Genomic DNA, 11312 nt, shown 5'->3' with positions numbered 1-11312 from the left:
CTTCGCCGCGACCTCGACCGTCACACCCTTCAACTCCTGACCACCAGCACTCGAACTGGACGAGTCGGAGGTCTTGTCATCACTGCCACCACACGCGGCGGTGGTCGCGAGCAGGCCCGCGGTCACCGCGGTCACCCAGAAACCTCTTGCTTGCATCTGCGTACCTTTCTGCACTTGTTCGGGCCCCCGAGTCGGCCATGCGGGTATTCAGGGCAGGCCGGGAAGAACTCCTGGCGATGCTTTTCCGAGCCCCCCGAAAAAGGGTAGGGGGTAGCCCGATGAATACCGTTGTTCGAAGAAATCAGCGGTTGGTGATGACGCTCCCGAGATCTCCGGCCATCTGAGAGATGGCTGCGTCGGGAGTTTGCCGGAAGTTGAGAGCCCCGCTCGCAGCATTGGAGATCGCGAGACTCACCTGGTTGTAGTTCGGACTCACCGGCCGTGGCTTGGCGGCGAGAATGCTCTGCTTGAGCACCGGAAGATAGGGGAAACGTTTGATCAGCGCGGGGTCGTCATAGAGCCGCGCCCACACGGGCGGGAACGACCCCTGGGTGAGGACGGCCCGCTCGTTCTCCAGACTCGTGAAGTACTTGATGAAGGCGATCGCGGTTTTCTGGTGCCGCGAGTAGGCGCTGACGGCGAGGTTGGCGCCGCCGAGCGAACTGGAGCCCGGGCCGTCCTGGCCGGGCAGGAGGGTGACGCCGAACTTCTTCCTGACCTTGCTGCCCGGACGGGACAAGAGCCCGTACACGTAGGGCCAGTTGCGCAGGAACAGCAACCGCCCGTCCTCGAACTCCTTGCGGGACTCCTCTTCCTTGAAGGTGAGGGACCGCTTGGTGATCCAGCCCTCACGCAGACCCTGGACCAGGAAGTTCAGGCCCTGCCGCGCCTGTGAGGAGTTCACCGCGACCTTGGTGCCGTCGTCGGTGAGGATCGCCCCGCCGGCGGACTGCACGGCCTCGGCGAAGTTGACGGTCAGCCCCTCGTAGGGGAAGAACTGGCCGGCGTAGCCCTCGAGCCCGTTCTTGGGCGCGAGGGTCATGGCGAGCTGCCGAAGCTCGGCCCAGGTCTTGGGCGGCTTTTTGCCTGCTTTATCCAGAATGTCCTTGCGGTAGTACAGCAGGCCGGCGTTGCTGGTAAAGGGAACGGCGTACAGTTTGCCGCCGTACATCGCGGTGTCCACGACCGGCTTGAGGAACTGGTCGACGGGGAACTGCCGCCGGTCCAGCGGGATGATCCATCCCGCGTCGGCGAACTCCGCCGTCGACACGATGTCCATGTTGAGCACGTCGTATCGGTCGCTCTTCGCCTGAAGATTGGTGACCATCTGGGCGTGCTGATCGTCGGCGGCGTCGGGGAGAGTGAGCAGGGTGACTTTCTCGGACGCGTGCACCGCGTTCCATTTGTCGACCAATGGCCGCATGTAACCCGTAAAATCCGGGCCGGTGACGAGCGTGATCGGACCACTGGTCGCCACCGTCGAGCCATCGCTCGCCGCGTGGGACGGACTCGACATGCCGCAACCCGCGACGAGAACCATCGCAAGGAGACCGCCTGCCAACGACCGCACCATCGTCAACCTCTCTCTGACCCCTCCGTGGGGTACATGCATGTTATGCACACCCGTAATCCAGGTGTCAACGACAAGTTTCAAGTTCGTTACCTATGTCCAGGCATCACCATCACCCCTAACATGCCTGACATGCAGAAATCGTGAGGAGGTGGCCGCAGGTGCGATCGGTGTTGTTGGCCCTGCCGGCCAAGGAGTCCGCTCACGGATATGAGCTCAAGCAGGCCTGGGAGCAGACATTCGGCAGCGCCGACCCCTCGCCCGGCATCGGGCATGTCTATGTCACGCTGGGGCGACTGGAGAAAGATGCCCTGTTCAGGGGCGAAAACGTGACCCAGAGCAACCGCCCGAACAAGCGTGTCCGCGAGCTCACGCCGACCGGCCTCGAGGCCGTCGCGGAATGGCTCGACGCGCCCGGTGAGGGGCCCCGCCCTCGCAGTGAGTTCTTCACCAAACTCTCCCTCGTCCCGCTGACCGGAGCCACCGACCGTATGTCCCTCATCAACCGGCAGCGCCGCCACTGCCTCAATCTCATGCGCGGCCTGTCCGAACCCGGCCACCCGGGGGAAGGCGACAATCGCGTCGCGTCCCCGCTCGTCGAAGGAGCCCGGCCGCATCTCGAATGGCGCGAGCGCTGCCGGGAGGCGCTGTCGTGAGTTCTGCCGAGAAACCGGCCCCGGACGCCGCGATGATCCGTACCAAGGATCTGGTGAAGGTCCACCATTCCGACGGCACCGACGTGCGCGCGATCCGCGGCATCGACCTCCTCGTACGCCCCGGGGAGTTCGTCGCCGTGATGGGCCCCTCGGGCTCGGGCAAGTCGACCGTGCTGCACCTGCTCGCCGGTCTGGTCCCCGCGACCAGCGGGGAGATCTGGGTGCGCGGCAGCCGCCTGAGCGACCTCAGCGAGGCCGACCGCGCGGTGTTGCGCCGCCGCCACATCGGCGTGGTGTTCCAGTTCTTCAACCTGATCTCGAACATGTCCGTCGCCGACAACGTCGAGCTGCCCGCCCTGCTCGCCGGGGCCAACCCGAAGCAGGCGCGTGAGCGCCGGGAGTACCTCCTGGAGGAGCTCGGCCTCAGTGACCGCGCCGACGCCTCGCCGGCCCGCCTGTCCGGCGGTCAGCAGCAGCGTGTCGCCCTGGCGCGGGCCCTGGCCAACGAGCCCAGCCTGCTGCTCGCCGACGAGCCCACCGGCAACCTCGACAGCACCAACACGCGCGACGTCGTACGGCTGCTCGAACAGGTGCACGACCAGGGTCAGACGATCCTGCTCGTCACGCACGACGCGCGGGTGGCGAGCGCCGCCGATCGGGTGATATCCCTGTTCGACGGCATGATCGTCGACGACGCCGACGTACAGCCGCCGGCCGACAAGAAGAACGCCATCGGCTCGATCCTGGATCTGTGACACCGTGCATGCCACCATCCGCTGGATACGCGCCGACCTGCGCACCCGTCCCGGCCAGGCCGTGTTGTCCGTGAGCGTCGTGGCCGGCGTCGTCACGGCGCTGATCCTCGCGACCACCATGCTCGCGGGCGCGATGGACCCGTGGAAGAGCGTGTTCACGCGCTCCGACGGCGCGCACGTGTGGGTCCACGCGCGTTCCGGTACCGACCTCGGCTCACTGTCGGACATGAGCGGCGTCACCGGTGTCTCCGGGCCGTTCCAGACCGCGGTCGCGACGGCGGTGCACGAGGGGCAGCGGGCGCCGCTCGAACTGCGGGCGATGGGCAGCAGGCTGCCGGAGGTCGGCCGGCCGGTGCTCGCCAAGGGCCGCTGGCTCGACCCGTCCCGGCCCGACGGCGTCGTCATGGAGCGCACGCTCGCCCGGACCCTGCGCGCCGGGGTCGGTGACAGCCTCAGCGTCCGCGGACTCGACGGCCGGCGCTACGACCTGCCGGTGGTCGGCATCGCCGACGCGTCCGACCAGGGCCCCTATCCCTCGGTGACGCCCGGCATCGCCTGGGTGCAGCCGGGGGTGCTGAACAGCATCGAGCCGAATGCCGCCAGCACCGAACTGCTGATCGGGCTGAAGCTGTCCGACCCGAGCGCGAGCGACTTCTTCGTCCAGCACGTGGTCACCGTCCTCGGCGGCGACCACGTGGACCGGGTCTCCACGTGGCAGCAGGCGCGCGCGTCGATGGAGACGGACAGCCGCCTGCTCGGCCTGTTGATGGGCATGTTCGGCGTCGTCGCGCTGATCGCCGCCGCGCTGGCCATCGGCAACGCGACCGGTGGGCGCATCCTGTCCCTGCTCCAGGACATCGCCCTGCTCAAGGCCCTGGGGTTCACCCCGGCCCAGATCTGGCGGATGCTGCTGCTGGAGCAGACCTGCCTGGGGACCGCCGGGGTGGTGGCCGGCAGTGTGCTCGGCTCGGTGCTGACCGACTCCTCGGTCTCCCAGCGTCTGTTCGGCTCGGTCACCGGCGCGGCCGCGGCCCCCCTGTCGTTCGGCCGCCTGGCCCTGATCGCGATCGCCACTCTGCTGGCCGTGGTGGTGGCCACGCTGCTGCCCGCCTGGCGGGGCAGCCGCGTCTCCCCCACCAGTACGGTCACCGCGGAGCCGCCGAGCGGCCGGCTGTCCCGGTTCGCGCGCGTCGCCCTGCTCGTACGCCTGCCGCCGGCGCTGGTGCTCGGCGCCCGCGACGCCTTCACCCGCCGGATGCGGGCCGTCATCACGATCGGCGGCCTGGCGATCCCGATGGTGATGGTGACGATCGCGCTCGGCTGCTGGTCGACGCTCGACAACTTCGAGGACCACCCCGAGCAGATCGGGCTGGCCGGCGCGCTGGTCGCCCACCCCGTCGGCCTGGTCCCGTACGAGGCCAGCGCGGTCATCGCCGCCGACAAGGACGTGACCGCGGTCTACCCCGAGGTGCAGATGGACGCGCTGCTGCCCGGACAGACCCGGACCATCCAGGCGCGGGCCCTCGGCACGTCCAAGCAGCCCTACCCGTTCCCGGTGCGGGAAGGCCGGATGTACGCCAGGCCGGGCGAGGCGGTCGCGGGCCAGGGCCTGCTCGACCTCCTGCACGTCCACGTCGGCGACCGCGTGCGGCTGACCATCGGCGGCGCCCCCGTGATCGTGCACATCGTCGGGCGCACGATCGAGCCGTCGCTGAGCGGTGAGGTGCTGTCCTTCGGCATGGACACGCTCGACCAGGCGGTGCGCACGACCCCGACGCCGTCGTACCGGATCGTCCTGCGGCACGGCGCCTCGGTGGAGGCCGCACGCGAGCGGCTGCTGCGCGAGTCGCAGGACCGGCTCGACATCCAGGCCGCGCAGAACCCGGCCCAGCGCCTCTTCGTCGTCCGGGTCGTGGTCTTCGGGCTCGTCATCGTGCTCGCGCTGATCTGCGTGGCGAACCTGCTGACCGCGGCCTCGGTGGGCCTGCGCGACCATCTGCGCGACATCGTCGTGCTGCGTGCCATGGGCCTGACGCCACGGCAGGTGACCACGACGCTGGTGTCCGGCACGAGCGTGCTGGCCCTGATCGCCGTGCTGGCCGGGATCGGCGGCGGCCTCGCGATGTCCACCCGCCTCATCGACCTGCAGGGCCGTACGAGCGGGGTGGGCGCGGGGATCGGACGGGCGCCGACCGTGCTCGAACTGGTCGTGGCGGCCGTCGTCGCGCTGGCGCTCGCCGCCCTCATGGCCTTCATGCTGGCGCGCAAGGCGACGAGCATCGACGTACGGGAGGTGTCACGCTTCTGAGCGCGGCATCCACCGGAAGAGTGGCGTACCGGGACACCACCGATCGTAGTACTACAGCACGTAGTACTACGATGGATAGCATGGGGGATGTGAAGGGTCTGGGAGAGCTCGAACGGACGGTCATGGAGGTCCTGTGGTACCGCGAGAACGGTGCCACCGCTCGTGAGGTGAGCCGTGCGCTCGCCGACGACCGCGACCTCGCGCACACCACGGTGATGACGGTGCTCGACCGGCTCGCCAAAAAAGGTTTTCTCGTACGGGAGCGCGAGGGGCGCGCTTGGCGCTACCGTCCGATCGCGACCAAAGAGGCGTACGTCGCCGAACTCATGCTGGGTGCGCTCAACATGACCGGCGATCGCGACGCCGCTCTGGCGCATTTCGCACGCTCGGTGTCGGGCGACGAGGTGGAGCTGCTCCGTCGCGTCCTCGATGAGGTGGAAGGGACATAACCGGGATGACCGGCACGGCCCTGCTCGCCCTGATGGCTGCCGGGAGCGCCCTGGGGGCGCACCTGCTGACCCGCGCCCGGTGGACGTGGCGCACGCCCCGCACCGCGATCGTGCTGTGGCAGGCCCTCGGCCTCGCCTGGGGCCTCGCCTCCATCGGCACCCTGCTCGGCTTCGGCGTCGCGCCGTACGGTGACGGCATCATCGCCGGCATCGGCCGTTCACTCCGCGACCCGCAGCCGCTGTCCTCGATCCATCTGGCCGCCCTCGCGGCCGGCCTGACCCTCGCCCTCATGCTCCTCGGCGTGCTGATGGTCGCCATCGCCGGCGTCGTCCGCGCCCGCCGGCGTCACCGGGCCCTGCTCGCCCTGGTCGCACACGGCGACCCCGACGTGCCCGGCACCCTCGTGCTCGACCATCCGGTCGCCGCCGCCTACTGCGTTCCCGGCGTCCGCTCCCAGGTCGTGGTCAGCGCCGGCACCCTGGAGCTGCTCGGCCCGTACGAGCTGGCCGCGGTGCTCGCCCACGAGCGGGCGCACGCCCGCGAGCGGCACGACCTGGTGCTGCTGCCCTTCACGTCGCTGCGCCGGATGCTCCCGCAGTCGCGCACGGTCGCCCGCACGCTCGACGCGGTCGAACTCCTCATCGAGATCCAGGCCGACGACCGCGCCCGGCGAGACCGCCCGGCCAAGGAGCTGGCGACGGCGCTGCTGCGCTTCGCGTCGGCCGGATCGGCGCCGACGCCGAGGGGCACCCTCGGCGTCATCGGCGCCGACGAGACCAACCCCATCCTCGTCCGCGTCCGCCGCCTGCTCGCCCCGGCCCCGCTGGCCCGCCCGATGCGCGGCGCGATGCTGGTCGGCGCGGCCCTGGTCGCCACGCTCCCCCTGATCCTCTACGCCGTCCCCGCCTGAGCTCGGCGCAGGCGAGGATCGGTGATGCCGCCGGGACAGGCGAGCCCGGCGACGTCCCAGCCCGCGCGGCCGGCGCCGGCCTGGTAGGCGCTCTCGTAGAAGGCGAGCACGGCCCCGCGCGGGTCGGGTTCGGCACGCGCGTCGTCGTAGCGAAGGACGGCCAGGTGGCCGCCCCGCTGCTCGACCCACCGCGCGGACGCGGGCAGCAGCGGCTCGGTCTGCAGCCCCTCGGGCTCCGGCGCGGTGTAGGAGTAGAACGCCGGCTCGGGGAAGCCGTCGTCGCCGAACCAGAAGCCGGAGCTGACCACCTCGCGAGAGTAGGCCTCCCGGGTCACCGGATCGTTCTCGGCCGGCTGGTCCACGACGCGGCCGGAGAACCTCGTACAGGCGATGTCGAAGGTGTGCCAGAAGTGGTGCACCGGGCTGATCTTGCCCGAGAAGCCCGCGGCGAACTCCTCCAGCAGCAGGTTCACCTGGCTGAGCACCTGCCAGTAGCGCGTGACCATGACCGGGTCGTAGCTCGCGTGTTCGGTGTCCTCGGCGAACGGCCGGCCCGAGTCGGGCAGGTCGAACGGCTGCGGCCGGGCCAGATCCACGTGCACGCCCACGCTGTCCAGCGCCCGCATCGTCTCCGCGTGGAAGGAGGCGACCGAACGGCCGGGCAGCGTGAAAGAGGCCTCGCGCCCGTCGACGGTGGTGACGACCAGCCGGTGGCCGACGAGGTCGAAGTCGACGGTGAAGATCGGGTTGCCGTCCACCTGTCCCATCGGGCGGGTGGTCAGCCCCCGCCCGGTGAGGTGGAACGGCGCACTCCACCAGTGGTTGCGCCGGACGCCGGAGGCAAGGCGGATCTTGCCGACCACCTGGGCGTACCGGTGAAGGGTCTCTTTGGTGTCCTGCCAGCCGGCGAGCGGCATGGCGGGGAAGGTCTCCATGGGTTCCATCCTCCCCCGCCAGAAGGTCAGCCGACCGGTTCGAACTCGCGCTCGGCCGGCTCGTGGCGGGGCGCGGACGGGCGGCGGCGCCCGGGGAGCCACCAGTTCGCGTGGCCGAGCAGGCTCATCAGGGCCGGTACGAGCACGAGGCGCACGACCGTCGCGTCCACGGCGACCGCCGAGGCCAGGCCGATGCCCATCATCTTCACCATCGAGTCCGGCTGGCCGAGGAAGCTCAGGAAGACGAAGATCATGATGAGGGCGGCCGACGTGATGAGCCGGGCGGTCGAGCCGATGCCCTTCACGACGCTCTCGTGCGGGTCGCCGGTGCGCAGGTACTCCTCGCGCACCCGGGACAGCAGGAAGACCTCGTAGTCCATCGACAGCCCGAAGATCAGCGCGAACATGAACAGCGGCACGAACGACACGATCGGCATCGGCTGGTCGAGGCCGATCAGGCGGATGCCCCAGCCCCACTGGAAGACCGCGGTGACCACGCCGTACGACGCGCCGATCGACAGCATGTTCATCAGCGCGGCCTTGAGCGGCACCAGCACCGAGCGGAACGCGATGACCAGCAGGACCAGCGCCACGCCGACCACGACGACGACCACGTACGGCATGCGCTGCTTGACGATCGTGGCCATGTCGATGATCGCGGGTGACTCCCCGCCGACGTACGCGCGTGCGCCCGGGTGGGCCCTGACGATCGGCGGGATCACGTTCTCCCGCAGGTTCCGCACGAGGTCGGCGGTTGCCGCGGTCTCCGGCCGCGACGCGGGCACGACGGTGAGGATGACGCTGTCGCCGGCGACGACCATGTTGTCCACCGCGGCGACGTCGTGGACGCCGCGGAACCGCTGTTGCAGCTCCTCCCCCAGCCGCCGTGCCTGGGGGTTGGGCGCCGGCCGGTCGTCGGGGCTGACGTTCAGCCGTCCGCCCGGCTCGCGGCGAAGCGCCGACCAGCCCTGCGCCGTCTTCGTCGACTCGTCCGCCCGGGGCGGATCCTGTGGCGAGGGCACGGACGCGACGACGGCGAACGGGCTGTACCAGCCGGGCCCGAAATTCCTGGCCGTCACGTCGTACGCCCGGCGCGCGGTGCTGGAGTGCGGCAGCGTGCTGTCGGCCATGATGCCGAAGCGCAGGCTGAGCACCGGGGTCGCGAGGAAGAGCAGGAAGACGGTCGCGGCGATCGCGTACGGCCAGGCGTTGCGGTCCACGTGCCGGCCCCAGCGCTCCCAGCGGTCGGTGGACTTGTCGGGCCGCACCCGCGGCAGCCGGTACCGGTCGATGTCCGTGCCGAGCGCGCCGAGCACCGCCGGCAGGAGGGTCAGCGCGCCGGTCACCATGAGCAGGACGGCGATGGCGCTGGCCAGGCCGATGATGCCGATGAAGGTGATGCCGGAGAACCACAGCCCGCAGATCGCGAACAGCACCGTGCCGCCCGCGAAGACCACGGCGTGCCCGGACGTCGCCAGCGCCCGCCCGATGGAGGCCTCCACGTCCATGCCGTCGGCGAGCTGCCGCCGATGTCGCGTCACCACGAACAACGAGTAGTCGATGCCCGCGCCGAGGCCGAGCATGGCGGCCACCATCGGCGCGGTCGGATGCACCTGCACGAGCGACGCGCCGAAGTGGATCAGTGAGTACGCCACCGCGAGCGCCGCGAGGGACACCACGATCGGCACACCGGCGGCGAGGAACGACCCGAAGGCCAGCAGCAGCACGCCGAGCGCCAGGACGACGCCGACGCCCTCCTTGGGCCCGGCCTTGGGCTGGTTGAGGATCATGGAGGCGATGCCGCCGTAGTCGACGTCGACGCCGGCCAGCCGGGCAGGTTCGGTGGCCTCCTCCAAGGCGTTCATGTCCTCGGGGCGCAGGTCGCGCGCGGTGCCCTTGAGGTGCGCGACCGCGATGACGGCGTTCGGGCCCTTGGCGCCGCCCGTGCCGCCGTAGGGGTTCTCGACGGTGGCCACGCGCGGCAGCTCGCCGACCTGCTTGATGGCCTGGCCGACCTGCACCGCGACGCGCCAGTCGCTCAGCGAGACGCCACGCTGCGGGTGGAAGACGATCGTCGTCGTGGGTCCGGTGACGTCGGGGAAGTTCTTGCGGAGCAGGTCGATCGACGCCTGGGTCTCGGTGCCGGGCAGCCGGTCCTGCTGCACGAACGTGCCACCGCCGGCCACCCCGAGGGCGACGGTCGCGACCACGACGGCGGCCCAGACCGCGAACACCCACCGCCGGTTCCGGGCACAGAATCGCCCCAGCCGATCCAGTATCCGTGCCATGGTGCAAGGACAGCATGCCGCCGAAAAAGGTGCAATGGCTGCAACTTCGCATCGAGTGTATATATTGGTGAAATGAATCACATGGGGCTGAGAGAGCGTAAGAAGCTCCGCACCCGCAGGGCCATCGCCTCCGCGGCCCTGCGCCTGTTCGACGAGCGCGGATTCGAGGAGACCACGATCTCCGACATCGCCGCCGCCGCCGACGTGTCGCCCCGGACCTTCTTCAGCTACTTCCCGTCAAAGGACGACGTGGTGTTCGCCGAGATGGACGAACGCCTGGCCGACATCCGCGCCCGCCTCACGGAACGGCCGAGCGGCGAGACCCCGCTGGCGACCTTCCGCCGCGTGGCCGACGCGCTGGTCGAGGCGATCTCCACCGAGGACGGAGAGTACGGCGCGATCCAGGTCGCCCTCCTCCGCAAGCGCCCGTCCCTGCAGGCGCAGGCGCTGAAGCGGCTGGCGGACGCCGAAGAGGGGTTCGTCCAGGTCCTGCGCGAACTCGCCCCCGAACTCGACGAGGTCACCGCGGTGACGGTGATGGGCGTCGCCTTCGGCGGGCTGCGAGCGGCGATCATGTACTGCCGGACCCAGCGTTACGACGCCGAGCAGACCCGCGAGGCGACCGAGCGCGCCCTGGTCATCGTCGAGCAGGTGCTCGCCTCGGTCCCCGCGATCACCTCGCCCCCGGCGACCGGGGATGACGCCCCGGCGAAGTGACTCCGCGCCCGCCGCCCACCACCACGGGGTCGCACACGGCCGACACGTGCCATGACCGCAGAACATGAAACTTACTCATGAGTCACTTGACCCCTTACCCGCTTGTTGCGGATAAGTAAGGAGTCCGGGTCAATCAGTCATTCCCGCCATCCCGGACGAAAGGAGCCTCCGATGACCAGGTCCCTCGCCAGGCGTGTCGCGGCCGCCTCCACCGTCTTGGCAATCGGCGGACTCGGCGCGCTCGCCGTCCAGGCGCCCGCCCACGCGTCCGACTTCTCGGCGGCCTACACCTGCGACATCCCGCTGTCCGGGTCGCAGACGGTCACCATCACCGGCACGCTGACCGCCTCTCCCAACCCCTCGACCGTGGGCACCTCCACCCACTTCGCGCTGCACATCTCGAGCCTGAGCCTGTCCTCGCCGGTCGCCATCAACTCCTGGAGCGCCACCGCCGCCCTCGACACGACCGGGGCGCAGACCGCCTCGTTCTCGGTGAGCGGCAGCGGCGGCTCCGTACCCGCCAACCAGCCCATCACCGGCGACCTGAGCGGTGACTGGACGCCGACGGCGGCCGGCACGGACCAGGTCCAGGGCGGCGACGTCACGGTCAAGGCGAGCGTCTCGCTGCTCGGCACCCTGACCATCCCGTGCACCCCGAACAGCCCGCGCCCGGTCGCCGAGACCCTGACCGTCAACTGACCTTCACCCGATCGGACGGTCCCA

Annotated in this window: 10 protein-coding genes; 7 read left to right on the top strand and 3 right to left on the bottom strand. The window is 70.1% G+C overall.

Annotated elements, in window-relative coordinates; translation table 11 throughout:
* Window positions 1-301 precede the first annotated feature (301 nt).
* Complete coding sequence (locus ACFFNX_RS09505; protein ID WP_378198165.1) at window positions 302-1516, bottom strand: ABC transporter substrate-binding protein; 1215 nt, start codon at window positions 1514-1516, stop codon at window positions 302-304.
* Between the two features lie 215 nt (window positions 1517-1731).
* Here ACFFNX_RS09505 and ACFFNX_RS09500 point away from each other — a divergent pair, with 215 nt between their 5' ends.
* The 5 genes from ACFFNX_RS09500 (at window position 1732) to ACFFNX_RS09480 (ending at window position 6649) form a co-directional block, all read left to right on the top strand.
* Window positions 1732-2226, top strand: coding sequence for a PadR family transcriptional regulator (locus ACFFNX_RS09500; RefSeq protein WP_378198163.1), 495 nt, complete (start codon window positions 1732-1734; stop codon window positions 2224-2226).
* A complete protein-coding gene (locus tag ACFFNX_RS09495) occupies window positions 2223-2981 on the top strand; it encodes an ABC transporter ATP-binding protein (protein WP_378198161.1) in 759 nt (252 codons plus the stop codon). The genes ACFFNX_RS09500 and ACFFNX_RS09495 overlap by 4 nt, the downstream gene beginning before the upstream one ends.
* Before the next feature lie 4 nt (window positions 2982-2985).
* Window positions 2986-5289 carry an ABC transporter permease gene (locus ACFFNX_RS09490; protein WP_378198158.1) on the top strand — a complete coding sequence of 768 codons (2304 nt, stop codon included), beginning with the start codon at window positions 2986-2988 and terminating at the stop codon, window positions 5287-5289.
* A gap of 89 nt (window positions 5290-5378) precedes the next feature.
* On the top strand, window positions 5379-5738 hold the full coding sequence (locus ACFFNX_RS09485) for a BlaI/MecI/CopY family transcriptional regulator (RefSeq protein ID WP_378198169.1): 360 nt from the start codon (window positions 5379-5381) through the stop codon (window positions 5736-5738).
* Between the two features lie 5 nt (window positions 5739-5743).
* Window positions 5744-6649, top strand: coding sequence for a M56 family metallopeptidase (locus ACFFNX_RS09480; protein WP_378198156.1), 906 nt, complete (start codon window positions 5744-5746; stop codon window positions 6647-6649).
* Here the strand turns inward: ACFFNX_RS09480 and ACFFNX_RS09475 are convergent.
* Both ACFFNX_RS09475 and ACFFNX_RS09470 read right to left on the bottom strand, forming a co-directional pair.
* Complete coding sequence (locus tag ACFFNX_RS09475) at window positions 6631-7584, bottom strand: DUF5996 family protein (protein ID WP_378198154.1); 954 nt, start codon at window positions 7582-7584, stop codon at window positions 6631-6633. The genes ACFFNX_RS09480 and ACFFNX_RS09475 overlap by 19 nt on opposite strands.
* Before the next feature lie 26 nt (window positions 7585-7610).
* Window positions 7611-9872: an MMPL family transporter gene (locus tag ACFFNX_RS09470; RefSeq protein ID WP_378198152.1), complete on the bottom strand. Its 2262-nt coding sequence runs from the start codon at window positions 9870-9872 to the stop codon at window positions 7611-7613.
* A gap of 81 nt (window positions 9873-9953) precedes the next feature.
* Here ACFFNX_RS09470 and ACFFNX_RS09465 point away from each other — a divergent pair, with 81 nt between their 5' ends.
* Both ACFFNX_RS09465 and ACFFNX_RS09460 read left to right on the top strand, forming a co-directional pair.
* On the top strand, window positions 9954-10589 hold the full coding sequence (locus ACFFNX_RS09465) for a TetR family transcriptional regulator (RefSeq protein ID WP_378198150.1): 636 nt from the start codon (window positions 9954-9956) through the stop codon (window positions 10587-10589).
* A 171-nt stretch (window positions 10590-10760) separates the two neighbouring features.
* Window positions 10761-11288, top strand: coding sequence for a hypothetical protein (locus ACFFNX_RS09460; RefSeq protein WP_378198148.1), 528 nt, complete (start codon window positions 10761-10763; stop codon window positions 11286-11288).
* Window positions 11289-11312: the final 24 nt, after the last annotated feature.

Source organism: Actinoallomurus acaciae (genome assembly GCF_042429965.1).
In the GTDB taxonomy this organism is placed as follows: domain Bacteria; phylum Actinomycetota; class Actinomycetes; order Streptosporangiales; family Streptosporangiaceae; genus Actinoallomurus; species Actinoallomurus acaciae.
Note: the sequence above shows the minus strand (reverse complement) of the source record. Positions and strands in the feature narration are given on the sequence as shown.